The organism is Achromobacter sp. (genome assembly GCF_050285585.1).
Taxonomy (GTDB): Bacteria; Pseudomonadota; Gammaproteobacteria; order Burkholderiales; family Burkholderiaceae_B; genus Achromobacter.
On sequence record NZ_JBLZXF010000003.1, the window covers coordinates 13,059 to 37,435 of the forward strand.

Here is a 24,377-nt window from a genome sequence, read left to right on the forward strand (position 1 = left end):
AAACCATGAGCCTGAAGCTTTCTCTTTCGGCCGCGCTGCTGGCGGCGACGCTGGCCGGCTGCGCCCCCACGACCCAATACGTCGACCAGAAGAACGACAAGGTCGCGGTGATGGGCCTCGACTACAAGGACTTCGAGTCGGCCGCCAACAAGATGGTCAACGACATGCTGAACTCGCCGTTGATGGTGCATCCGAAGGCCGCCCAGGGCGGACGCTTCGTGATCGCGATGTCCAACATCACCAACGATACGGCGCAGCGCATCGACACCGATCAGCTGACCAAGAAGATCCGCGTGAGCCTGCTCAATTCGGGCCGCTTCGTCATCACGACGGCCGTGGGCCTGAACGGCCCCGAAGACGCGATGACCGCCAAGTCACGGGCATTGAAGGGGTCGAAGATGATGAACCAGGCCACGGTGAAGAAGGACGGCCGCGTCGTCGCGCCGGACTTCTCGCTCTCGGGCAAGATCATGCAGCGCAATAACCGCGTCGACAGCCGCATGCAGCAGGTCGATTACTACTTCCAGCTGACGCTGACCAACCTGGACAACGGGCTGGCCTATTGGGAAGGCGAAGAGGCCATCATCAAGCGCGGCGACAACCGCACGGTGACCTGGTAAGGGCCATGGACGAATGGACCGCCTGCCCGCAGCAGGCGGTCTTTTTTTCGAGAGCAGATTCATGATGAAGAAATGGATGTTGGGCACGGCGCTGTTCTGCGCCGTCCAGACGGCCAGCGCCGAGGACGTCACGGTGCCTGCGGTCGGGTACGGCGATACCTTTGAACAGGCCGTCGAATCGGCGCTGGGCAACGCCATCAAGCAGGTCAACGGCGCGGCCGTGGCCACGCGCTCGGCCAGCCCCAAGGCCTACGTGCAGGTCAAGCGGGACGCGCAGGGCCAGGCCTCGGCCGAACTCAACGCCAAGCGCACCGAACAGAATACGGAAAGCGGCCTGATCAAGGATGCGGTCACGAACAATGAGCAGAGCCTGAACGCCAACGCCTCGTCGCAAGCGGAAATGTCCAGCAAGACGACGGTCGAGGCCGGCGTCGGCAGCACCAACGACGTGCGCGCGCAAGGCAAGGTGAAAGGCTATTCCGTGACCAAGCAGGAATGCGGCGGCAGCAAGGGCTGCATGGTCGAACTCTCCGTCACCATCGAGAAGTTCGAGTACCAGGCGAAGACGCCCAAGCTCGAGCGCGACAGCATCGCCATCGTCACGACCGGCAAGCTGCGCCGCAGCGCGCTGTCCGCCGACATGCGGCAATCGGTCACCGACAAGCTGGTCAAGAGCGGGCGCTTCACCGTGCTGGACCGCACCAACGACGACGCGTTCGAAAAGGAAAACGACTTCCTGGCCAGCGACAACGTGTCCGACCAGCAGCGCGCCAGGCTCGGCCAGGCGGCCGGCGCGGATTTCCTGCTGATCATCGACCTGACCCAGGCCAGCGTGTCGACCCGGGTCCAGGAGAACAATATCGACCTCACCGGGGAAACCACCCGCGAAGTCTCGCAATCCACGCGCGCGTCGGTGCGCTACACGCTGGTCGAGGCCGCGACCCGCGCCGTGAAATGGTCGGACTCGGCCTCCTTCGCCTCGGGCGGCAACAAGATCAGCGCCGCCATGGAACAGTTCCAGGGCAAGATGGTCGGCGACATCATTGAAATCGTGAACCCCGCCAAGGTCGTGGCGGTGCAGAACGGCCGGGTGATCATCAACCGCGGCATGGGCAGCGTGAAGGAAGGCCAGGTCTACGACATCTACGCGACCGGCGAAGAGCTGGTGGATCCCGACACCGGCGAGAAGCTGGGCGCCACCGAGGAAAAGGTCGCTTCGATCAAGATCGGCGAGATCAAGGCCAAAGTGGCCTACGGCGCCCTGGTGAACGGCCAGCTGGAAGCGATCGCCAAGGGTTCGATCGCGCGGATGGCCGCAGCGCCCGCCGAGCCGGCCAAGAAGACGCCGCCCAAACGCGCCGCGCCTCCCAAGTCCGACCAGAAGATCGACCCGGCCGGAGGCGTCATTCTCTGACGTCCCGCCAGGCCGGCCGCCTGCGGGCACGCCTGTGCCGAGGGCGCGCCGGCCCCGATGCCTGCCCAGGTCCGGGACCGCTTCAGGACAAGGAAGCGGAAAATAGGACTCTGCCTGCGCGGCCCGGGCCGTCTCGTCCACGGAATTCTTGCGTACACTTCGGGCACCTTCACTCCCGAAGCCCTCATGCATCCGAATCCGTGACAGCCTCCTTGCCCCCACGCAGTCCCTCCCCCTGCCAGGCGCTTCGCCGCTTTCCCCGCACCCGCATGTTCTCCGCAGCCCGCCTGCGCGCAACCGCGCTCCGGCTGCTGCTGGCCTCGCTTGCGCTGGCCCCGCTGGCCGGCCTGGGCGGCTGCGGCCTCGTCGCGATGACGGGCAAGGCCATCGCCACCATTCCAGGCGATTTCAACGCCCTGGGCACGCACGCCGCCGCAGCCCGCGCCATGGAACGCAACGATGTGGACGCCGCCATCGGCCTGCTGGCGGGCACCCGCTACATCGGCGATCGCCGCGAAGTCAAAGGCGGCCCCACCTGGGGGCAGATCTATTGGCGCGCGGCAACCCTGGTGGCGCAGGCGCATGAAGGGGGCCGCGCCATCGACGACGCCGCGCTGCTGTCGGCCTACCGGATCCTGGCAAGAGGCGCGGACCTGGCCGAATCGGTGCGCTACCTGGCGCTGGCGCGCCCCCTGGTCGCGCGCCAATACGGGGAAAAGAGCCCGCAGGTCCTGGAACTGGCGCTGGATGATCGCGCCATCATGCTGGAGTATTTCCGCGCGGGCGGCGCGTTGAACCTGCGTGGCACCGATCTGCGGGTGAGCCTGTCCGGCATGCTGGATGCCCCCGGCAAACGCACCAGCGTACCGCTGGCCTACGATCCCGCGCTGCTCGCCGCATTTCCGCTGCGCCTGTCTCCCGCGGACCGCGAACTGCTTTTCGAGCTGAACCGCCTGTCCCTGCTGCCGCGCGCGCAATGGCATGATCCCGCCGCGCTCAAACGCATGATGGCGACCGAGGAATACCTGTGGTGGCTGGATGGCCCCCGTTCTTCCGGGCACCTGTATTGGCAGTTGAGCCGCGCGGTCAACGAAATGAGCACGGCGCCGATGATATGCGCCGCCCGCGCCGCGGGCTTCGACGTGCGGCCCGGAATCAACTACGGCCCCGAAGAGATCACGCCGCCGGGTTGCCTGTCACGATAGGAAAAGCTCCGGAGGCTTGGAGCCACCCAAAAAAAATGCCCGCCTTCCTGAGGGAAGGCGGGCATTTCAGAGACGGAGGCCGGTCAGCCCACCACGCGGAAGCGCTCGGCGTCGTCCATGAACGGCTTTTCGCCGAAGCCGTTTTCGTTGGAGCCGAACGGCATCTGCGCGCGCAGCTTCCAATAGGCCGGCACATTCCACTGGCGCGCCACGGCGGCGTCGATCAGCGGGTTGTAGTGCTGCAGGCTGGCGCCCACGCCGGCATTGGCCAGGGCCGTCCAGGCCGACAACTGGGCCATGCCGCCCGCCTGTTCGGACCAGACGGGGAAGTTCTCGGCGTACAGCGCAAACTTTTCCTGCAGGCTGCGCACCACGTCCTGGTCTTCATAGAACAGCACGGTGCCCACGCCGGCGGCGAAGCTCTTGAGCTTGGCCTCGGTCTTCTCGAAGCCTTCGGCCGGCGCGACCTTGCGCACTTCTTCGATGGCGATGTCCCAGAGCTTTTCGCTTTCCGCGCCGAACAGGATCACCGCGCGCGAACTTTGCGAATTGAAGGACGAGGGGCTGTGCTTGATCGCTTCCTGGATCAGGGTTGCCAGTTCCTCCTTGGAGGTCGACAGGTTGCGGCCCAGCGAATACTGCGTGCGACGCTTCTTCAGAGCGTCGAGATAAGCGTTGCTCATAACGATATAGCCTTCCGACTGGTAGATAGGGGAAAATGCACGGATGAATTCTACCGGCGGGCTATTGCGCAAAGCATATGCCCGGACCATAAAACCGCAATTTTGGACGGAACAAACCGTTCCACTGATGCGGCGAATCCCCGACATAGCGGAGCACGCATGCATTTCACGCAGGACCCCGACTCTCCTCCCGCCCCGGCCATTGCCTTCGACGATTTCCTCAAGGTCGACATCCGCATCGGCACGATCCGGTCGGCGGAGGCCTTTCCCGAAGCGCGCAAGCCCGCCTACAAACTGACGATCGACTTCGGCGCGGGCGTGGGCCTCAGGAAAAGCTCCGCGCAGATCACCGCACACTACGCACTGCAGGATCTTCCCGGCAAACGGGTCATGGCCGTCGTGAATTTTCCGCCGCGCCAGATCGGCCCGGTGAAGTCGGAAGTACTGGTGCTGGGCTTCGCGGACGCCGAAGGCGGCATCGTGCTTGGCGTGCCCGACGGCGAGGTGCCCAATGGCACGCGCCTGACCTGACGCCCGCGGGCGCGCTCTCCGCCCCTTCCGCATTCCGGCGCGCCAGCCCGCGCGCCGGCGCCCTGCCCGCCCGAGGTTCCGTTCCACGCCATCAGGGCATTCCCCTATTACCTGTCTGCCGTCCAGAAACTATCGTATTCGAGAATTATCAAATAAGAGAATTCTCGCTTCCGACAAAAATGACAGCAGAACCCCTATACGATTACGCCGTGATCGGCGCGGGCATCGCCGGCGCCTCAGTGGCCTACCGCCTGAGCGCCACGGCGTCCGTGGCCGTGTTGGAGCGAGAGGCCCAGCCGGGCTATCACTCCACCGGCCGCTCGGCAGCCATGTTCATGGAGACGTACGGCACCGCGCAGATCAAGGCGCTTACGCGCGCCAGCCGCGCCTTCTACGAAAAGCCGCCCCAGGGATTCAGCGAACATCCCCTGCTCAGCCCGCGCGGCGTGCTGTACGTCGCCACCCCCGACCAGAAGGACCTGTTGCGGGAAGTGTTCGACGACCTCCACAGCCAATCGCCCAACGTCACGCTGATCGACGCCACCCAGGCCATCGCGCGCGTGCCATGCCTGCGCGGCGACCAGATCTGCGGCGCCATCGAAGAGCCGGACGCCCGCGACATCGATGTGCACGCCCTGCACCAGGGATTCCTGCGCGGCATGGTCCGGCAGGGAGCGGTCCTGCACAACAACGCCGAAGTCGTGTCGGCCGCCCACGCCGACGAGGCCTGGACGCTGGCCCTGGCGGACGGCCGCCGCCTGCGCGCCCGCGTGCTGGTCAACGCCGCCGGCGCCTGGGCGGACCACGCCGCCGCCCTGTGCGGCGCGCGCCCCGTGGGCCTGCAGCCGTGCCGCCGCACCGCTTTCACCTTCTCCGGCCCCGAGGATGTGGACTTCTCCCAGTGGCCCGCCGTCGTCGGCGTCGACGAAAGCTATTACTTCAAGCCCGACGCCGGCCAGCTTCTGGGCTCGCCCGCCAACGCCGACCCGGTCGCCGCGCACGACGTGGTGCCCGAAGAGCTGGACGTCGCCACCGGCATCTACCGCATCGAAGCCGCCACCTCGCTCACCATCCGCCGTCCCAAGCACACCTGGGCCGGCCTGCGCTCGTTCGTGCGCGACGGCGATTTCGTGGTCGGCTGGGACAACGACGCGCCGGGCTTTTTCTGGCTGGCGGCGCAGGGCGGCTATGGCATCCAGACCGCCGCCGCGACCTCCGAACTCGCCGCCGCGCTGCTCCTGCGCCAGCCGGTGCCCGCCCACCTGCACGCGCACGGCGTCGACGCCGAAGCCGTGCGCCCCGCGCGCCTGCGCTGACCTTCCACATCGATCCGGACACGCCATGAACTCCATCACCCGCTATCCCAGCTCCCTGCCCCTGCCGTTTTCGCGCGCCACCCAGGCGGGCGGCTTCCTGTTCCTGTCGGGGCAGATTCCGATGGACGCGAACGGCCAGGTCGTGCGCGGCGACATCGGCGGCCAGACCCACGCCGCGCTCGACCGAATCGAGGAAACGCTGGCTCTGGCGGGCGCCACGCTCAAGGATGTGGTGCGCGTGACGGTGTGGCTGTCGGATCTGGCGCTGTTCGCGCAATTCAACGAGGCCTACCGCAGCCGCTTCCCGTCCGACTTCCCCTCCCGTTCTACCGTCGAGGCCAAGCTTGCCCTGGACGTGGACGTGGAAATCGAAGTACAGGCCTGGCTGGGCGGCGCTTGCGCGCCGGGCCCCGTGTCCGAGGCCTGAACCGGCCCCGGGCGGCGCGATCGCCTGGCACACCGCGCGGCCCCGGCGCCGCGCGGCGCATTCTTTCCTCGGCGCGCGCGGCCACGCCCGCGCCCCGTCCACCTTTCACGCGGAGCGGCAGCATGAAAATATTTTCCGGGTCCCTCGCGACCGAAACGAACACCTTCTCTCCCATTCCGACGGGCCTGTCCGCCTATCGCGCGCGCGGCTACTATCCGGCGGGCCAGCACCCCGACCGCATGCAGATGTTCTCGGGCCCGCTCTGGGCCGCGCGCCAGCGCGCGCAGGGCAGGGACTGGACGCTCATCGAGGGCATGACGGCGGGCGCCACGCCGGCCGGCATCACGACCCGCCACGCCTACGAAACCTTGCGGGACGAACTGCTGGAGGACCTGCGCCGCGCGGGCAAGGTGGATATCGCCCTGTTCGGCCTGCACGGCGCCATGGTCGCCGACGGCTACGACGACTGCGAAGGCGACCTGCTGAGCCGGGCGCGCGAGATCGTCGGCCCCGACACGGTGATCGGCGCCGAACTGGACCCGCATTGCCACATGACGGACGCCATGGTGGAAAGCGCCGACTTTCTGGTCTGTTTCAAGGAATACCCCCACACCGACATCCTGGATCGCGCCTACGACCTGGTGGATCTCTGCGTGGCGCGGGCCGAGGGCCGCATCCAGCCCAAACGCGCCGTGTATGACTGCGAGATGATTTCCATCATGCACACCAGCCGCGAACCGATGCGCGGCTTCGTGGACCGTCTGCTCGCCATGGAAGGCAAGGAAGGCGTGCTGTCCGTTTCCATCGCGCATGGATTCCCCTGGGGCGATACGCCTGACATGGGTTCCAAGGTGCTGGTATACACCGACGGCGACCAGGCCCGGGCCGACGCGCTGGCGCGCGCGCTGGGCGAGGAGATCATCGGCTTTCGCGACCGGCTGGCCCCTCCCTATCCCGACGCCGACGAGGCGCTGGACCAGGCGCTGGCGCTGAACGACTTCCCGGTGGTGCTGGCGGACTCCGCCGACAACGCCGGCGGCGGCGCGCCCAGCGACGCCACCTTCATCCTGGAGCGCGTGCTGGCGCGCGGCATCCGCGACGTGGCGACGGGCCCCTTCTGGGACCCGGTCGCCGTGCAGCTCTGTTTCGAGGCCGGCGAAGGCGCGCAGATCAAGCTGCGCATCGGCGGCAAGGTGGCGCCGGTGTCCGGCCAGCCGCTGGACCTGGATTGCGAAATCGTGGCGCTCAAGCGCGACGCCGTCATGACCGGGCTGGCAGGCACGCCGGCGCTGCTGGGCGACGTCGCGGTGGTGCGCAGCCAGGGCGTGACTCTCGCGCTCACCACCAACCGCACCCAGGCCATGGGCACCGACCTGTTCACGCAGTTCGGCGTGGACCTGAAGGCCATGAAGCTCATCATCGTGAAGTCGTCGCAACACTTCTACGCCTCGTACTCGCAAGTCGGCCGCCACGTCATCTATGTCGAGACGCCGGGCGCGATCACGCAGGACTACAACGCGCTGCCTTACACCAAACGCAAATTGCCGAAATGGCCGTTCACGGCATGAGGCGCCATCCATTGCCGCCCGGGACGGGCGGCGGAATGACCAAGGGGACAAGAATGATCAGACGTTTCAGTTTGCTGGGCGCAGCCGCGCTGCTGGCCATGGGCGCCGCCTCGGGCGCATTCGCGCAGTCCAAGACCCTGCGCCTGGTGCCGCATGCGGACCTCAAGACGCTGGACCCGCTGTTCAACACGGCCTACATCACGCGCAATCACGGCTACATGGTGTTCGACACCTTGTTCTCGCAGGATAGCAAAGGGCAGGTCAAGCCCCAGATGGTGGACACCTGGACCGCCTCCGAAGATGGCAAGACCTGGACTTTCACTCTGCGCGCCGGCCTGAAGTTCAATGACGGCACGCCCGTGAAGGCCGAGGACTGCGTCGCCTCGATCCAGCGCTGGGCGAAGAAGGACACGCTCGGCCAGGCCATGATGGCGGCCGGCGCCGAGCTCGCCGCCACGGGCGACAATACCTTCACGCTGACGCTGAAGGAGCCCTTCGGCCTGGTGCTGGACGCCCTGTCCAAGCCCTCCGGCATGCCGCCCTTCATCATGCCCAAGCGCCTGGCGATGACGGACCCGAACACGCAGGTCACGGAAATGGTCGGCTCCGGCCCCTTCCTGTTCAAGCGCGACGAATGGGTGCCCGGCAACAAAGTGGTTTACGTGAAGAACCCCGCCTATGTGCCGCGCGCCGAACCCGCCGACGGGCTGGCCGGCGGCAAGAACGTCAAGGTGGACCGCGTCGAATGGGTCTACATCCCGGACGGCAACACGGCTACCGCGGCGCTGATGAACGGCGAGGTCGACATGATCGAGCAGACCACGCCGGACTTCCTGCCCGTCCTCGAAACCAACCCGGACATCACGCTGGGCACCTCGGTGGCGTCGCAAGGCATGGTCATCGTCAACTCGCTGCATCCGCCGTTCGACAATCCGCTCGCCCGCCAGGCGCTGTACCACCTGGTCAACCAGAAGGAAATGCTGTCGGCCATGGGCTACCCGGAGAAATACCGGGTGGATTATTGCCCCACTCTCTATGTCTGCGGCTCGCCGCTGGCCACCGACGCCGGCGCGGCGCCCTACGCCAAGGCCGACCCGGCGCGCGCCAAGCAACTGCTGCAGGAAGCCGGCTACAAGGGCGAGAAGGTCGTGGTCCTATACCCGACCGACCACCTGAGCGCGCCGGCCGTCATGGTGCTGACGCAGAACATGAAGAAGGCCGGCATCAATGTCGACCTGCAATCCATGGACTGGGCCTCGCTGGCCGCGCGGCGGCTGAAGAAGGACGCGCCCGAGAAAGGCGGCTGGAGCGTGTTCCTCACCTGGGGCGGCTACTACGACGCCAGCACCCCGGTGACCAACCCCTGGCTATCCGCCGCCTGCGGCAACAGCCTGCCCGGCTGGCCCTGCGACAAGGAACTGGACACGCTGCGCACCAGCTGGATCCGCGAAACGGACCCGGCCAAGCGCAAGGACATCGCCAGCCAGATGCAGGTGCGCGCCTACCAGACCGTGCCGTACGTCATGTTCGGCGAATTCAAGCCCGTATCCGCGGTGCGCGGCCTGAAGCACACCGAGTTGCTGAAGACCGGCATCCCGGTGATGTGGAACATCGAAAAACCGTAAGGCGGACGCCGGGCGCCTCGCGCGCCTGGCCGCAAGCCTGGGGGAAACCAGCGTGAAATACATCCTGCGCCGCATCGCGGCCGTCATTCCCGTCATGGCCGTGGTCGCGGTCGTGGTGTTCCTGCTGATCCACCTGTCGCCGGGGGATCCCGCCGCCGTCATCGCGGGCGACAACGCCACCGCCGACGACGTGGAGAAAATCCGCCAGAACCTGGGCCTGGACAAGCCGCTGCTTCAGCAGTTCGGCATCTGGGTGGCCCATATCGCCACCGGCGACCTGGGCACCTCCATCTCCACGCAGATGCCGGTATCCGAGCTGATCGGGCAACGCATGGGCCCCACGCTGTCCATCGCCATATTCACCATGCTGTTCGCCGTGATCGCGGCAGTGCCGCTGGGCGTGCTGGCGGCGTGGAACGCGGGCCGCTGGCTGGACAGGCTGGTGATGATCGGCGCGGTCTGCGCCTTCTCGGTGCCCGTGTTCCTGATCGGCTACAGCCTGGTCTACGGTTTCTCCATCAAGCTGGGCTGGCTGCCCGTGCAGGGCTACAAGCCGCTGGCCGCGGGCGTAGCGCCCTATCTGCGCCACCTGGTGCTGCCCTGCCTGTCGCTGGGCCTGGTCTACATGGCCCTGCTGACCCGGATGACGCGCGCCACCATGCTGGAGGCCCTGTCCGAGGACTACATCCGCACCGCCCGCGCCAAGGGCCTGTCGGCGGGCCCCGTCGTGTGGCATGCGCTGAAGAATGCCGCCAACCCCATCGTCACGACCATCGGCGTGGGCGTCGCCCTGCTGATCGGCGGCGTGGTCGTCACCGAAACGGTGTTCGCCATTCCGGGCCTGGGCCGCCTGACCATCGATGCCGTGCTGCGCCACGACTACCCCGTCATCCAGGGCGTGCTGCTGGTGGCCTCGGGCATTTACGTACTGATCAACCTGCTGGTCGACCTGAGCTACCGGCTCTTCGATCCTCGCATCCGCTACTGAATGGGGACACGCATGACTACCGCTACCCTGCCGCTGTCCTCCCGGCGCCCGCGCTACCGCCGGGTCCTCAAGTCCCTGCGCCGCCACCCCATGCTGTACGTGGGCGGCGCCATCCTGCTGGCCCTGGCCGCGATCGCGCTGGCCGCCCCCTGGCTCGCCACGGTCGATCCGCAGGACATCAACCCGATGGCGCGCATGAAGCCGCCCTCGTCCGAGCATTTCTTCGGCACCGACGCCCTGGGCCGCGACGTGTATTCGCGCACCATCTGGGGCGCCCGCATCTCGCTGGTGGTCGGCGTCGTGGTGGCCGTGGTGGCCACCGTGGGCGGCGTCGCCCTGGGCATGGCGGCCGGCTATTTCCGCCGCCTGGACGCGTTCATCATGCGCATCATGGACGGCCTGATGGCCATCCCGGGCGTGCTGCTGGCCATCGCGCTGATGGCCACGCTGAAGGGCGGCCTGGGCACCGTGATCATCGCCATCGTCATTCCGGAAGTCCCCCGCGTCGTCCGGCTGGTGCGCGCCCTGGTCCTGACGATCCGCGAACAACCCTACATCGAGGCGGCCGTGTCCTCCGGCACCCGCGTGCCCGCGATACTGCTGCGCCACATCCTGCCCAACCTCTTCGCGCCGCTGATGGTGCAGGCCACCTTCATCGCCGCGTCGGCCATCCTGACCGAGGCCGTGCTGAGCTTCCTGGGCGTGGGCATCCCGCCCCAGACCCCCAGCTGGGGCAACATCATGGCCGAAGGCCGCAACTTCGTGGCCGTGGCCTTCCACATCATCCTGTATCCGGGCCTGTTCCTGGGCGTGGCCGTGCTGGCCGTCAACCTCGTGGGCGACGGGCTGCGCGACATGCTCGACCCTCGCCTGGCCAAAAAGCTGTAGGAGCGCACATGCAAACCCAACCTGTCTTGCGCGTGCACGAACTCACCACCTGTTTCGACGGCGACGACACCACGGTGGTCGCCGTGGACGGCCTGTCGTTCGACCTGCTGCCCGGCGAAACCCTGGGCCTGGTCGGCGAGTCCGGCTGCGGCAAGAGCGTCACGTCGCTGTCCATCATGCGCCTGCTGCGGGCGCCTGGCCGCGTCGCGGGCGGCCGGATCGAGTTCGACGGACGCGACCTGCTCGCCCTGCCGGAGAAGGCCATGCGCGAGATCCGGGGCAATCGGATCTCGATGATCTTCCAGGAACCGATGACCTCCCTGAACCCTGTGTTCACCGTGGGCAGGCAGATCAGCGAATCGCTCATGCTGCACCAGGGCCTGTCGCGCCGCGAGGCCCTGGCGCAGGCCGAAAAACTGCTGGACCTGGTGCAGATATCCGACCCCGCGCGCCGCGTGCGCGAATATCCCTACCAGCTGTCGGGCGGCATGCGCCAGCGCGCCATGATCGCCATGGCGCTGGCCTGCCAGCCCAAGGTCCTGATCGCCGACGAGCCCACCACCGCGCTGGACGTCACCATCCAGGCGCAGATCCTGCACCTGCTGCGCGACATCCAGGCCAGGCTGGGCACCGCCATCGTGCTGATCACGCACGATCTGGGCGTGGTGGCGCAGATGTGCCAGCGCGTCATCGTCATGTACGCGGGCCGCAAAGTGGAGGAAGGCAGCGTGGACGACGTCCTGGACCGTCCGCAGCATCCGTATACCCAGGCGCTGATCCGCTCCCTGCCCGACTTCGTCGACGGCCAGGGCCACGACGCGCGGCTGGCCGAGCTGCCCGGCATCGTGCCGGTGATGACGCCAGCCTCGCGCGGCTGCGCCTTCGCCGCGCGCTGCTCCCAGGCCCAGCCTCGCTGCAGCGAGGCCGCTCCGCCCGCCGTCGACGCCGGCAGCCGGCACCGGGTCTGGTGCTGGGCCCGCGAGGCGGAGACGGCGCCCGCGACCAACGCCATGATTGCGTGAGACCCGCCATGAACCTGCACGACATTCCCCTTGCTCCCGCCGTGTCCGCGCCCGCCCCCGACGCGATACCCATGCTGGAGGTCATCGGCCTCAAGAAGCATTTCCCCGTGGACGGCGCCGGCGGAGCGAAAGTACTGCGCGCCGTCGACGGCGTGTCCCTGTCGGTCCGGCGCGGCCAGACGCTGAGCCTGGTCGGCGAATCGGGCTGCGGCAAATCCACCACCGGCAAGTGCCTGGTCCGGCTTGCCGAGCCCACCGAAGGCCGCATTCTCCTGGAAGGGCACGACCTGGCGGCGATGAACGGACGCCAGCTGCGCGCCATGCGCCAGCGGATGCAGTTCATCTTCCAGGACCCGTTTTCCTCCATGAACCCGCGCATGCGGGTGCGCGACATCGTCGGCGAGCCCCTGCGCAACTTCGGCCATAGCCGCGCCGCGATCCGCGAACGCGTCGCCCAGTTGCTGACCCGCGTCAGCCTGCGGCCCGACGCCGCCGACCGCTATCCCCATGAATTTTCGGGCGGGCAGCGCCAGCGCATCGTGATCGCGCGCGCGCTCGCGCTGGACCCGGGGCTGATCGTCTGCGACGAGCCGGTATCGGCGCTGGACGTCTCGGTCCAGGCCCAGGTCATCAATCTGCTGATGGACCTGCAGCGCGACATGGGCCTGACCTACGTCTTCATTTCGCACGACCTGAGCGTCGTGCGCCACATCAGCCACCGGGTCGCCGTGATGTACCTGGGCCGGATCGTGGAGACCGGCACGCGCGATGCGATATTCGGGCGTCCCGCCCACCCCTATACCCGCGCCTTGCTGGCGGCGGTGCCGTCCGCGCGCCAGGGAGAACGCACGCCGGTCGAGGTGCTGAAGGGCGAAATCCCCAGCCCCTTGTCTCCGCCCTCGGGCTGCGCGTTCCGCACCCGCTGCCCCATGGCCCAGCCGCGCTGCGCCGAAGAAACCCCGCAGCCCCGTCACATCGCCCCTGAACAGCAGGTCGCCTGTCACTTTGCCTAGCCGGAGATACGCATGGCCCAGCCCGATTCCACCCCATTCGACTACATCCTCGCCGGCGGCACCGTCATCGACGGCACCAACGCCCCCGGCCGCCGCGCCGACGTCGGCGTGCGCGGCGACCGGATCGCCGCGGTGGGCGACCTGAGCGGCAGCGCCGCCGGCCGGCGCATCGACGTCGCCGGCAAGGTGGTCGCCCCAGGATTCATCGACTCGCATACGCACGACGACAACTACCTGCTCAAGCACCGCGACATGACGCCCAAGATCTCGCAGGGCGTCACGACGGTCGTCACCGGCAATTGCGGCATCAGCCTGGCGCCGCTGGCGCATGCCAGCCCGCCCGCGCCGCTGGACCTGCTGGACGAAGGAGGCTCCTACCGCTTCGAGCGGTTCTCGGACTATCTCGACGCCCTGCGCGCCGCGCCCGCCGCCGTCAACGCCGCATGCATGGTCGGCCACTCCACGCTGCGCGCCGCGGTCATGCCGGACCTGAAGCGCGAAGCCACGGCCGCCGAAATCCAGGCCATGCAGGCGCTGGCCGACGACGCGCTGGCCAGCGGCGCCATCGGCATCTCCACCGGCACGTTCTATCCTCCAGCCGCCAGCGCCAGCACCGAGGAAATCATCGAAGTGTGCCGTCCGCTCGGCACGCGCGGCGGCATCTACGCCACGCACATGCGCGACGAAGGCGAGCACATCGTGCCGGCCCTGGAGGAAACCTTCCGCATCGGCCGGGAACTGGGCGTGCCCGTCGTCATTTCCCACCACAAGGTCATGGGCAAGCCGAATTTCGGGCGGTCCAAGGAAACGCTGCGTCTGATCGAAGCCGCCATGGCCGCGCAGGACATCTCGCTGGACGCCTATCCCTACGTGGCGGGATCCACCATGCTCAAGCAGGACCGCGTTCTCCTCGCGGGGCGCACCCTCATCACCTGGTGCAAGCCCTTCCCGGAACTGAGCGGGCGCGACCTGGACGAGGTCGCCGCGGAACGGGGCAAGTCCAAGTACGACGTGGTGCAGGAACTGCAACCCGCCGGCGCCATCTACTTCATGATGGACGAGCCCGACGTCCAGCGCATCCTGGCGTTCGGTCCCACCATGATCGGCTCGGACGGCCTGCCCCACGATGAGCGCCCTCATCCGCGGCTTTGGGGCACCTTCCCGCGCGTGCTGGGGCATTACTCCCGGGACCTGGGGCTCTTCCCGCTGGAAACCGCCGTCTGGAAGATGACCGGCCTGACCGCCGCCAAGTTCGGCCTGGCCGAACGGGGCCAGGTGCAGCCCGGCTACTTCGCGGACCTGGTGGTCTTCGACCCGGAAACCGTGGCGGACTCCGCCACGTTCGAGCGCCCCACGGAACGGGCTGCGGGCATTCATTCCGTCTACGTCAACGGCGCGCCGGTCTGGCGGGACCAGGCGTTCACCGGCGAGCATGCCGGCCGCGTGCTGAACCGGAGCGCGGCATGAGCGCGCGCAAGCTCCACCTGGCCGTCGCGCAGCTGGGCCCCGTCCAGCGCAACGACACCCGCGCCCAGGTCGTGCGCCGCCTGCTCGACCTGCTCGAGGACGCCCATGGGCGGGGCGCCGCCTGGGTCACCTTTCCGGAACTGGCGCTGACCACCTTCTTCCCCCGCTGGTCGCTGGACGATCCCGCGGAGGTGCAGGCGTTCTTCGAAACCGAAATGCCCGGCCCCCTGACCCGCCCGCTGTTCGACGCGGCGCGCGAGAAAGGCATCGGCTTCTACCTGGGCTATGCCGAATTGGCCGACGGCAGGCAATACAACACCAGCATCCTGGTGGGGCGCGACGGCGGCATCGTCGGCAAATACCGCAAGATCCATATCCCCGGCGACGCCCAGGCGCGCGACGGCGCCGCGCTGCAGCACCTGGAGAAAAAGTATTTCGCCGTCGGCGACCTGGGCTTTCCGGTCTGGCGCACGCCCGACGCCGCCATCGGCATGTGCATCTGCAATGACCGGCGCTGGCCCGAGACTTTCCGCGTCATGGGACTGCAGGGCGTGGAGGTCGTCATGGCCGGCTACAACACGCCTTCCGGCTACGTCCAGTGGAACGAGCCGATCCACCTGCGCATGCACCACCATCTGCTGTCCCTGCAGGCGGGCGCCTACCAGAATGCCTGCTGGGTCGCCGCCGCCGCGAAGGCCGGCGTCGAGGAAGGCAACCCGATGATCGGCGGCTCATGCATCGTCGCGCCGACCGGAGAGGTCATGGTGCGAGCGTTCTCCGAGGACGACGAGGTCATCAACTTCGTCTGCGACCTGTCGGTGTCGGAGCACTACCGAGCCAACATCTTCAACTTCGCCGCCCACCGGCGTCCGGAGCACTACGGAATGATCGTCGAGCGCACCGGCGCCCTGCCTCCCGCCTGACCCGCTCACCCCTTACAATCCGGCATACACGCGGCGGGGCTTGCGGGCCCTGCCCCAGCCCTCAACCCTTGATGCCAGACCGCTACATGGCCCTATCCGGCAATACCTCCCCGCCCGAGATCGTGGGCAAGGAAGAAATGGGCGCTCGCCTGCGCGCCGAGCGCAAGGCAAGGAAACTGACCTTGCAGGCAGTATCCCGCGCCAGCGGCATCGCAGTGTCGACGCTCTCGAAGGCGGAGCTGGGGCAGATCGCCCTGAGCTACGAGAAATTCGCCGCGCTGGCGCGGGCGCTGGACATCGACATGACCCGCATGTTCATGCTGGGGGACGCTCCCCAGGCCGCCGTCGCCCCCACCTTCGTCAAGAACAAGCTGGGCGACGCCCGCGACTACGTCACGGAAAACTATCACTACCGTTTGCTGATGGGCGAATACCCCGGCAAGAAAATGACGCCCATGTTCGCCCTGATCGATGCGCGCGAGGTGGTGGAATTCGAGGACTACATCCGGCACCCGGGCCAGGAGTTCGCCGTGGTGCTGTCCGGCAAGGTCCGCATCCAGTTCGAAAACGGCGACAGCGTCGTGCTGGGCAAGCTCGAGACCGCCTATTTCGACAGCAGCATCGGGCACGTCTACCTGTCGCTCAGCAAGAAGCCGGCGGAGGTGCTGGCCGTCTGCAGCGACACGGACGAAGTGCCTTCGCGCCTGAAGGCATCCTGACCCCCCATCGGTAACGCGACAGAACACGGCAATGCGCATCCCCCTCTCGTCGGCCCTTTGCGGGGCCTTGATCATTGCCGGCCTGACGGCCGGCTCTTCTTCCTTCGCGCAATCGTCCGGCCGGCAATCCGTGCTGCGCGACATCGGCGGCATGCTGAGCGGCGCCAAGCGCGACGACTCCGTCCAGCGCACCGGGCGCGGCCTGCTGCTGGAAACGCGCCACTGCGTCGAGGGCCAGGCCCCGGTCTCCACGCTGATGCGCGGCCGTCTCGGCATTGCGCAGGAAGAGGCCCTGCTCGCGCTGTTCGAGCGCGTCCTGTGCGCCCGCTCCGACGACGGCATGGGCCAGCTCAATATCGCCCGCTTCGGCGGCGACGCCGCCGATCCGTTCGCCACGGGGCTGGTCTTCTACTCGGGCGGCAAGGAGCTGGGCGAATGGCCGGTCGAGCCCGAGGGCGAAAGCCCGCGGGAGGAAGCCTATATTTCCATGCTGGGCCTGTCTCCCGCCAGCCCCATTGGCGGCGTTTCGCTTTGGGACGTCCAGGCGCCCGGCCGCGTGCGCGTCTGGTTCGCGCCGTTCCTGCACATGCCGTCCGACGCCATGACCTACGACTTCGAACTGCGCGGCGGGCGCTGGGTGTGGGTCGCGGGCATCGCGTCCGCGCGCATGTAGGCGCCCCCCCTGCCCGGCGCTGGCATCAGACTGTCATATGCGCCGGCGATACTGGCGGCGCAATGCGCGCAAGCCCCGGAGAACTCCCGGGGAACCCCCCGGATATCCATATAGAAGGGAAATCGTTGGCGCGCGCGCGAGGCCGGCTTACGATGCCAGCCATAGATACCGGGCCTGGCGCCCGCAGGAAGATCCAGACATGCAACGCTTGATATCCCCGATTCTGACCCGCCGCCCGGCGCTGCTCGCCGGCCCGCGCAGCTCCCGCCGCTACGACGCCGTCGTATCGCTGCAGGCCTACCGCGAAGCGCGCCTGCTGCGCGAATCCGCCCAGCGGATCCTCGCCGTGTCCGCGCGCTACATGCTGCCGGGGGCGTGAGCGCCGGTCACAGGAAGCCGGCCGCGCGGAACATGCGTTCGTAGATCTGCCGCACCGTCGCTTCCTTGCGCTTGTTGTACGCCATTACCTCCATCATGCCCCCCGCCGCGACCTGCTTGGCGCGGGCATACCGATCGCGGTCCTCGTCATGGCCGCGCAACCAGTCCCGGAACATCCGGTGCCGGATATTCTCCGGGCAGTCCGGGCCGAACACGTGCAGGTTCACTTTGGGCTCGTCCAGTTGCAGCAGGCGATGCTGGTGCCAGGAAGGCTCCCGCAGCGCCAGGACATAGCCGATCGCCTGCAAGGCCGGGACGTACGCGTCTTCGCGCGCCGGATCCGCCACCGTGAGATCGATATCGATCACGGGTTTGGCCGCCAGGCCCGGCACCGCCGTCGATCCCACGTGCTCGACGCCCAGCGCCGACGGCCCCAGCGCCTCGCGTATCCGCGCCTCGAGCTCGCCGTAGCGCTTGGGCCATTCGGGATCGTAGGGAACGACTTCGACGGGCGCGGGCGCCGGCCTGGCGCGGACCCATGGATCCACGTCGGGATCGGCGTCGTAGTGCTTCATGATCTGTTCGGGCGTGGCCATGCAACGGGTCCTCCTGGCGGGCAGCATACCGAAACAGGCTACGCCCCTGCCTGGCCCGCGACAAGGACCGCCCCTCCTCAAGCCGATCTACAATCGGGTCCTCTTCATCGCCCTCAAAGCCGCGCAGTGACGGACACCCCTCCCAAGAGCAGCCATCGGGCCGCAGCATGGCTGTCGGCAGGACTGGCCGCCGCGATACTAATATCCCCGGCTGCAGACGCTGCGCCGATAATGATGCGGCCGAAGCCTGGCGCCGCCTACGAACAAGGCCTCTACTACCTGATTCCTCAGCCCTATGACGCGGTGAAGGGCAGCCTGGAACGAGACCTGGCATCGCCTGGCCAGCGCGGCTTTCAATGGCGCGACGACAGCGCGGCCTTGTCCCGCATGGAATCCTACTGGGCGCGGATCAGCGCAATGCGCGATCCCGCGCTGCGGAACGCCCTGAGCCGCCAGGCATCGCAAGCCGCGGCGCCGGTCCTGGACCAGGCGCTGCGTGCGGGCGTCATCACCGAAGCCGAGCGCGCGGATTTCGCCCAGGCCGTTGCCGCGCAATCCGAGCATGCGGCAGAGACCATCAGGCAGGCGCCTTTTTTCGCGCAAACGATTCCGCGCTGGTCGTTCCATCGCGAACAGGCCAAATCCCGGCCCGCGCAAAAGGACTACGGCACGGTCATGGACATCTCCCCCATGGCGGGCCGCAGCCCCATGACGCTGGTCTGGTTCGGCGGCACCTCCACTTCGGTATCGCGCCAATTCAAGCTGTTCAGCTGCATGGTGGGCGTGACCTGCGTTCCCTATCCGCACATCGAGCGCAAGACCGAGTCTTCCTCCCGCGCCGACCCTGCGCTGGAGCGCGCGGTGGCGGGATTCGCCCAAGGCATGCAGGCCCTGCCGTCCGCCGACGCGGATCGGATCATGCAAGGCTACTTCGACGCCTATGGCCTCGGCGCGGGCGCGGCCGCGGTCCCTGTGGTCCGGAGCGCATCGCTGCCGGAGGCCTCGCTGCCGGGGACCGAACTGCCCGCCGACGAATCGATGCTGCGGCGCTACGACAATCACGATTGGAGCCTGCTTGCCTTGCCCGACGGCAGCCTCCTGGCCTCCGGCAGCGCATCCCACCGCTACCTGCCTCAAGGCGATACCGTGGAGCGGGGCGACGCGGCGCCCGAGTTCGGCCCGGCATTCAACCTGAAGATTGACGCGAGCGGCATGGTCTGGGGCAGCAGCATAGGAAGCGACGGCGCCCGCGCGGTGCTGGCGTGGCGCCCCGGACAGGGCGAGTCCGTTTCCCATGCGCTGCCGCCGGATCTTTCCTACTGGCCCGCGAATGGCTGGACCGCGCGTCCGGCGGGCGGCGTCGCCGTCCGGGCAAGCGACAGTCTGTTCGTCCTTTCGCCGCAGGGCGAATGGAGCCGGCATACATGGAACGGCGCGCTGCGCAGCCAGGTCGACGACGTCCTGGAGCGGGCTATGCCCCGGGCGCACAGCCGCCGCATCCATTTCGGCGACGGCCTGTTCTGGTCCGCCGACCGCGGCGCCTACGGCATCGACCCCGGCACCGCGCGCGTGGCCCGCAGCGCCAAGGCCTCGACCGAAAACCTGTTCTTCGGCAGCCTGCCGGGCAACTGGGCGCTGGCGACGATCCATGGCAACGACGCCCGCCGGTTCCGGGTCGTGGACTTGTCCACCGGACGGGCGCGGTTCGACGTGGACACACCGGCCGCGAACTACACCTCCAGCCTGGCCCGCTCCGCCCGCGGCCGGCTGCTCGCGGTGGGGGGCTCCGACAACGCCGTCACCGTGCTGGACATGGCGGAAGGAAAGCCCCTGCTCAATCTGCGCCTTCCCAAGAGCGAGAGCGTCAGCGCCATGGCGTTCTCCTGGAAAGGCGACAGGTTGTGGATCTACGCCCGCAAGGTCGGAAGCGCCGACGGCGCGCGGCTCATCGCCTGGAACGTGCCGGAGGGCTTGGCCGACGGCGCCGCCGGAGCGGACTTCCCCGACCAGCTGCGCTGCGGCTATTCGCGGGATTGCCGATAGCGCCGCTCCCGGGCGGCCGGTGGCCGCCTATTCGCGGATCAGGCCGATCGCCTTGGAGAACAGCGCCCGCTGCTCCCGCAGATAGGCGCCGTACTCCTGCGGACTCAGCACGCTGACCTCCGCGCCTATCGTTCCCAGCGTCTTGTTCACCTCGCCGCCCTGATCGGCGACGACCTTGCGGGCGGCCTGGTACAGGGTATCGATCACCTGGGGCGGCGTGTCCCTGGGCGCCATGAGACCGTAGATGGTCGGGCTGCCGACGTCATAGCCCAGCTCGCGCAGGGTGGGGACGTCCGGATAGGCGGCAAGCCGCTTGCTGCTGAAGATGGCCAGGGGCCGCAGGCCGCCCGACTGGATGTGCGCCTGGGCCGGGCCCACGGCGGACACGGCGATATCCGTGTGCCCGCCCAGCAGCGCGGTGACCGCCGGCGCGCTGCCCTGGAAAGGAATGTGGCGCAGCTGGATCCCGGCCTCGGACGCGAAAGTCTCGCCCAGCAGATGGCTGATACCCATGGCGCCCGACGTGCCGTAGGAAACGCCGTCGGGACGCGCCTTGGCGTCGGCCACCACGTCGGCCAGCGTCTTGTACCTGGACTTGCTCGACGCCACGATCATCATGCCGCCCAGCGAGATCGCGGCCACGGGCGCGAACGAGTCCGTCGTGTACTTGATCTCCTTGTTGGCCAGCGGCACCACCACCAGCGCCCCGGGCGAGCTCCCGACGATGGTGTAGCCATCGGCCGGGGCGGATGCCGTGTAGGCCGCGCCGATGCCGCCTCCCGCGCCGGGCTTGTAGTTCATCACGATGGGCTGTCCCAGGTACTGGCCCATCTTCTCGGTAATGGGGCGCAGCATCTGGTCGGTATCTCCAGGCGCGAACGGAATGATCAACTGCACCGGTTTTTCCGGAAAGCCGGCCTGTGCCGGTGCGCCCAAGGCCAGGCCCAGAGCGATGGACGCGAACGCGCCGCGCAATCCTTTGAAGCTATGCATGCTTGTCTCCCTGTCTCGTTGTTCACCGGCCTTCAAGCGAGCCGTTCATTCGTGATCGATCTGGATCGCCTCCAGAAAGCGCGACACCATGTTGTAGGCGGCCACGGTGGCCGTGATCTCCACGATTTCCTTGTCGTCGTAGGCCTTGCGCACCGCCGCGAACGTGGCGTCCCGGACCCGGATCTCGCGCGTCATCTCGTCGCAATACGCCATCGCCGCGCGCTCTGCCGCGCCCAGCGGCGCGAAGTCGCCGGCCTTCAGCCCGGCCAGCTGGGCCGGGGAGCACCCCGCCTGCACGGCGATGGGCAGATGCTGCTCGAACTCGTAGTCGGCCTGGTTCAGCACCGCCACGCGCAGGATGAGCATCTCCCGAAGCCTGGCCGGCAGGCCGCTCTGCTGCCGTATCGCCGTGAGATAGGCCAGCCAGCCCTGCGCCACCGGAGGGCTGTTGAGCAGCATCCGGTAAAGATTCGGCAGGCCGGACCGTTCCGTTTCGATGCGTTCCACCAGCGGCTTCGTTTCCGGTTTGGTGATATCCGCGTAGTCAATGCGCGCCATCGTGATTTCCCTTTGATTGATCTTCAGTCGCAGCGGGCGCTCATGCCCCCGTCCACCACCAGCTCGGTCCCCGTGATGAACCTCGCCTCGTCCGAGGCGAGGAAGAGCACGGCATTGGCCGTATCCCGGCCGTCCCCGGAGAGCGGCAGCGGAATGCGCCGCCGCCGCCGTTCCAGCAGGGCCTCGATATCGCCCCCGGTCTGCTGGCCCGCCAGGAAAGCGTCCACCAGCGGCGTATGCAGCTGACCCGGCAGGACGGTATTGATGCGCACGCCCTTTGCGGCGTACTCCACGCCCACCACCCGGCCGAACTGCATCACGCCGGCCTTGGCCGCGGCATACCCGACCTGCGGCGCGCCTGTCCAGCGGATGGCCGAGGTCGAAGACACATTGACCACCGCGCCGGCGCCCTGCGCCTCCATGATGGGCAGGACGTGCCGGCACGTCGTGAAGACCGACGTCAGGTTCAGGTCCAGCTGCCTGTGCCAATCGGCTTGCGACAGGGCGGCCGGGCCGCCCGGGACCGGCCCGCCCACGTTGTTGACCAGGATGTCGATCCGGCCATGGCGCTGGACCACCGCATCGACCAGCGCCGCCACCTGGGCCGCGTCGCCGACATCGCAGAGATGGGTGTGGATGCGCGACCGGCACTCGCCCGCCAGCGCCAGCGTCTCCGGCAGCGATTCGGCCCGCTTGTCCGCCGCCACCACCACCGCGCCCTCCTGGGCGAAGCGCACGGCGATCGCGCGCCCATTGCCCCATCCCGGTCCGACGCAGCCCGCCCCGAAAACCAGCGCCACCTTGTTTGCCAGGCGCCCCGCGCCCGCGCCCGCTTGCCCGCATGTATTCATCGCCCGCCCCCCCGTTCAGCGCGTGGCCATGGTGATGCCGCCATCCACCACGATCTGCTGCCCCGTGATGTAGCGGCTCTCATCGCTGGCCAGGAAGGCCACGGCATGGGCCACGTCCCAGGCGTCGCCCATGCGCCCCGACGGCACCTGGGCATGCCGGTGCGCCACGAAACCCTCGTAATCGCCCTTGGCGTACTTCTGCGCCAGGCGTTCGACGAGCGGCGTGAACATCAATCCGGGCACCACCGAATTCAGCCGCACGCCATCGGCCGCATAGATGACGGCGGTGGCGGCCGTCATCTGCATCAGGGCCGCCTTGGCCGCCGCATAGCCCACCTGGGGTTTGCCCGCATAGCGCAACCCGGCGATGGACGAAATGTTGATAATCGAGCCTCCACCGGCGCGCTTCATGAGAGGTATGACGTGCTTGCAGCACAGGAATGCGGACGTCAGGTTCACCTGAATCTGATCGTTCCAGAGCGCCTCCGTCATGGAGACCGGGTCGCCGGGTTCCGAGCGGCCGACGTTGTTGACCAGGATATCGATGCGGCCGTAGGTCTCGATGCAGGCCCGCACCAGCTCCGCCACCTGCGCGCCATCCGTCACGTCGCACTGCCGGACCGCGATCTTCCCGCCTTCGGCGGCCACCGCGTCGGCGGATTGGCGCGCCGCGTCGATATTCATATCGCAGCCGTAGATCGCCGCTCCCTGCCTGGCCAGCACCGCGGCGGCGGCCTTGCCATTGCCCCATCCCTCGCCCAGCGTTCCGCATCCGGTCACGAGCGCTACCTTTCCATCAAGACGAAACATCCCAGCTCCAGAGAAAATCCGTGACGCAAAGGCTAAGGCAGCAAGGCGCCGAGGTTAAGTTCCGATTTGGACGGGATTGATAGACAAAAAGAATGAATCTGACGACGAGACAATTGCGCATCTTCGTGCTGCTGGCCGAAACGCTGAGTTTTCAGAGAACGGCCGAAATGCTGCACGTCACGCAGCCCACGCTGAGCAAACTGCTGAAGGAAACGGAAGAGACGCTGGGCGTCAAACTCTTCGAGCGCACCACCCGCATGGTGCGCCTGTCGCGCGAAGGCCAGGACATCCTGGACATCGCGCGCAGGATCACCGCGCTGCATGAAAAGGGCATGCTGGAGCTGAACCAGCGGCTGCGCGACCGCAACAACCGCGTGGCCGTCGCGGCCCTGCCCACGCTCGCGGCCTCGCTCATTCCCCTGTTGATCCAGAGCCTGGGGCGACGGCAGCCGCGGATCCAGGTGGACGTGTTCGATCCCATCGCCAACGAAGCCCTGCAATTGCTGCGCGAGCGGCGCGTGGACATCGCCGTCACGACCAAGAACGACGTCGGCGCCTCGGACCTCGTCTACCAGGAACTATTCACCGAGCCCTTCGTGCTGTTTCACAGCGCCCAGGTCCAACCGGACATTACGCATTGGGCGCCAGCGGAACTGGCGCGCCTGCCGCTCATCAGCATGCCGCCCGGCACCAGCGTGCGAGTATTGACGGAACGCGCCTTCCAGGCCGCGTCCCAGCCCTTCCATCCCGTCTATTCCCTGCGGGACCTGAATACCATCGCCCGTTTCGTGCAGCACAACTGCGGCATCGCGCTGCTGCCGGAATCCTCGCTGGACAACGCCACGCAGCGCGGCGTGCGCAAGACCCAGATGCAACAGGCGCTATCGCGTTCGGTCGGCATGTACATGCGCCGCGATGAGCAGCCCACCCGGCTGCTGCGCCTCACCCTGGACGAACTGCGCCGCCTGGGCCGGGACCGGCAGGCCCCTGCCGAGACCCGGCCGCGCCTGCCCTGCTGACCAGGACGATCTCCCCGCGGGCCGGTTGCGGGAGGTTCCGTTGGATC

25 protein-coding genes are annotated in these 24,377 nt (G+C 67.7%); 19 read left to right on the forward strand and 6 right to left on the reverse strand.

All coding sequences use genetic code 11. The annotated features are described in order from the left end of the window. Window positions 1–5: 5 nt before the first annotated feature. The 3 genes from lpoB (at window position 6) to ACN6PJ_RS05575 (ending at window position 3,239) form a co-directional block, all read left to right on the forward strand. Window positions 6–620, forward strand: a complete 615-nt coding sequence (gene lpoB / locus ACN6PJ_RS05565; RefSeq protein WP_427994901.1) for a penicillin-binding protein activator LpoB — start codon at window positions 6–8, stop codon at window positions 618–620. A gap of 61 nt (window positions 621–681) precedes the next feature. Next, window positions 682–2,034: a CsgG/HfaB family protein gene (locus ACN6PJ_RS05570; RefSeq protein ID WP_427994902.1), complete on the forward strand. Its 1,353-nt coding sequence runs from the start codon at window positions 682–684 to the stop codon at window positions 2,032–2,034. Window positions 2,035–2,303: 269 nt separating this feature from the next. Then, window positions 2,304–3,239, forward strand: coding sequence for a hypothetical protein (locus ACN6PJ_RS05575; RefSeq protein WP_427994903.1), 936 nt, complete (start codon window positions 2,304–2,306; stop codon window positions 3,237–3,239). An 83-nt stretch (window positions 3,240–3,322) separates the two neighbouring features. Here ACN6PJ_RS05575 and ACN6PJ_RS05580 read toward each other — a convergent pair whose 3' ends face one another. Then, entirely contained in the window at window positions 3,323–3,922 is a 600-nt protein-coding gene (locus ACN6PJ_RS05580; RefSeq protein WP_427994904.1) for a nitroreductase family protein, read from the reverse strand. A gap of 159 nt (window positions 3,923–4,081) precedes the next feature. On the opposite strand from ACN6PJ_RS05580, the gene ACN6PJ_RS05585 reads away from it, so the two are divergent. The 14 genes from ACN6PJ_RS05585 (at window position 4,082) to ACN6PJ_RS05650 (ending at window position 17,461) form a co-directional block, all read left to right on the forward strand. Continuing rightward, a complete protein-coding gene (locus ACN6PJ_RS05585; RefSeq protein WP_427994905.1) occupies window positions 4,082–4,453 on the forward strand; it encodes a tRNA-binding protein in 372 nt (123 codons plus the stop codon). Between the two features lie 179 nt (window positions 4,454–4,632). Beyond that, a complete protein-coding gene (locus ACN6PJ_RS05590) occupies window positions 4,633–5,769 on the forward strand; it encodes an NAD(P)/FAD-dependent oxidoreductase (protein WP_427994906.1) in 1,137 nt (378 codons plus the stop codon). A gap of 25 nt (window positions 5,770–5,794) precedes the next feature. Continuing rightward, window positions 5,795–6,196 carry a RidA family protein gene (locus ACN6PJ_RS05595; RefSeq protein WP_427994907.1) on the forward strand — a complete coding sequence of 134 codons (402 nt, stop codon included), beginning with the start codon at window positions 5,795–5,797 and terminating at the stop codon, window positions 6,194–6,196. A 122-nt stretch (window positions 6,197–6,318) separates the two neighbouring features. Next, the gene (locus tag ACN6PJ_RS05600) at window positions 6,319–7,764 is read left to right on the forward strand and encodes a M81 family metallopeptidase (RefSeq protein ID WP_427994908.1); all 1,446 of its coding nucleotides are present in this window, start codon (window positions 6,319–6,321) and stop codon (window positions 7,762–7,764) included. Between the two features lie 53 nt (window positions 7,765–7,817). Then, window positions 7,818–9,389, forward strand: coding sequence for an ABC transporter substrate-binding protein (locus tag ACN6PJ_RS05605; RefSeq protein WP_427994909.1), 1,572 nt, complete (start codon window positions 7,818–7,820; stop codon window positions 9,387–9,389). 52 nt (window positions 9,390–9,441) lie between these two features. Beyond that, window positions 9,442–10,377 carry an ABC transporter permease gene (locus tag ACN6PJ_RS05610; protein ID WP_427994910.1) on the forward strand — a complete coding sequence of 312 codons (936 nt, stop codon included), beginning with the start codon at window positions 9,442–9,444 and terminating at the stop codon, window positions 10,375–10,377. 12 nt (window positions 10,378–10,389) lie between these two features. Then, the gene (locus ACN6PJ_RS05615; RefSeq protein WP_427994911.1) at window positions 10,390–11,265 is read left to right on the forward strand and encodes an ABC transporter permease; all 876 of its coding nucleotides are present in this window, start codon (window positions 10,390–10,392) and stop codon (window positions 11,263–11,265) included. A gap of 8 nt (window positions 11,266–11,273) precedes the next feature. Further along, window positions 11,274–12,287: an ABC transporter ATP-binding protein gene (locus ACN6PJ_RS05620; protein ID WP_427994912.1), complete on the forward strand. Its 1,014-nt coding sequence runs from the start codon at window positions 11,274–11,276 to the stop codon at window positions 12,285–12,287. Window positions 12,288–12,295: 8 nt separating this feature from the next. Further along, window positions 12,296–13,300, forward strand: a complete 1,005-nt coding sequence (locus tag ACN6PJ_RS05625; protein ID WP_427994913.1) for an ABC transporter ATP-binding protein — start codon at window positions 12,296–12,298, stop codon at window positions 13,298–13,300. Window positions 13,301–13,312: 12 nt separating this feature from the next. After that, entirely contained in the window at window positions 13,313–14,767 is a 1,455-nt protein-coding gene (locus ACN6PJ_RS05630) for an N-acyl-D-amino-acid deacylase family protein (protein ID WP_427994914.1), read from the forward strand. Further along, a complete protein-coding gene (locus ACN6PJ_RS05635) occupies window positions 14,764–15,690 on the forward strand; it encodes an N-carbamoyl-D-amino-acid hydrolase (RefSeq protein ID WP_427994915.1) in 927 nt (308 codons plus the stop codon). The genes ACN6PJ_RS05630 and ACN6PJ_RS05635 overlap by 4 nt, the downstream gene beginning before the upstream one ends. 86 nt (window positions 15,691–15,776) lie before the next feature. Then, a complete protein-coding gene (locus ACN6PJ_RS05640; RefSeq protein WP_081955023.1) occupies window positions 15,777–16,409 on the forward strand; it encodes a helix-turn-helix domain-containing protein in 633 nt (210 codons plus the stop codon). Between the two features lie 31 nt (window positions 16,410–16,440). After that, window positions 16,441–17,082, forward strand: a complete 642-nt coding sequence (locus ACN6PJ_RS05645; protein ID WP_427994916.1) for a hypothetical protein — start codon at window positions 16,441–16,443, stop codon at window positions 17,080–17,082. 199 nt (window positions 17,083–17,281) lie between these two features. Continuing rightward, window positions 17,282–17,461 carry a hypothetical protein gene (locus tag ACN6PJ_RS05650; RefSeq protein ID WP_043543579.1) on the forward strand — a complete coding sequence of 60 codons (180 nt, stop codon included), beginning with the start codon at window positions 17,282–17,284 and terminating at the stop codon, window positions 17,459–17,461. A 7-nt stretch (window positions 17,462–17,468) separates the two neighbouring features. On the opposite strand, the gene ACN6PJ_RS05655 is transcribed toward ACN6PJ_RS05650, so the two are convergent. After that, on the reverse strand, window positions 17,469–18,056 hold the full coding sequence (locus ACN6PJ_RS05655; RefSeq protein WP_427994917.1) for a GrpB family protein: 588 nt from the start codon (window positions 18,054–18,056) through the stop codon (window positions 17,469–17,471). 231 nt (window positions 18,057–18,287) lie between these two features. On the opposite strand from ACN6PJ_RS05655, the gene ACN6PJ_RS05660 reads away from it, so the two are divergent. Continuing rightward, a complete protein-coding gene (locus ACN6PJ_RS05660) occupies window positions 18,288–20,099 on the forward strand; it encodes a hypothetical protein (protein ID WP_427994918.1) in 1,812 nt (603 codons plus the stop codon). 27 nt (window positions 20,100–20,126) lie between these two features. Here the strand turns inward: ACN6PJ_RS05660 and ACN6PJ_RS05665 are convergent, their stop codons facing one another. From ACN6PJ_RS05665 to ACN6PJ_RS05680, 4 genes are read right to left on the reverse strand one after another with little or no spacing between them, the layout of a single operon-like run. Then, on the reverse strand, window positions 20,127–21,092 hold the full coding sequence (locus ACN6PJ_RS05665; RefSeq protein ID WP_427994919.1) for a tripartite tricarboxylate transporter substrate binding protein: 966 nt from the start codon (window positions 21,090–21,092) through the stop codon (window positions 20,127–20,129). A gap of 45 nt (window positions 21,093–21,137) precedes the next feature. After that, window positions 21,138–21,650 (reverse strand): carboxymuconolactone decarboxylase family protein, encoded by a 513-nt coding sequence (locus tag ACN6PJ_RS05670; RefSeq protein ID WP_427994920.1) that lies wholly within the window; start codon window positions 21,648–21,650, stop codon window positions 21,138–21,140. A 23-nt stretch (window positions 21,651–21,673) separates the two neighbouring features. Further along, a complete protein-coding gene (locus ACN6PJ_RS05675) occupies window positions 21,674–22,501 on the reverse strand; it encodes an SDR family NAD(P)-dependent oxidoreductase (protein ID WP_427994921.1) in 828 nt (275 codons plus the stop codon). A gap of 15 nt (window positions 22,502–22,516) precedes the next feature. After that, window positions 22,517–23,311, reverse strand: coding sequence for an SDR family NAD(P)-dependent oxidoreductase (locus ACN6PJ_RS05680; RefSeq protein WP_427994922.1), 795 nt, complete (start codon window positions 23,309–23,311; stop codon window positions 22,517–22,519). 92 nt (window positions 23,312–23,403) lie between these two features. Between ACN6PJ_RS05680 and ACN6PJ_RS05685 the strand changes: the two genes are divergently transcribed. Next, a complete protein-coding gene (locus tag ACN6PJ_RS05685) occupies window positions 23,404–24,330 on the forward strand; it encodes a LysR family transcriptional regulator (RefSeq protein WP_427994923.1) in 927 nt (308 codons plus the stop codon). Window positions 24,331–24,377 lie beyond the last annotated feature (47 nt).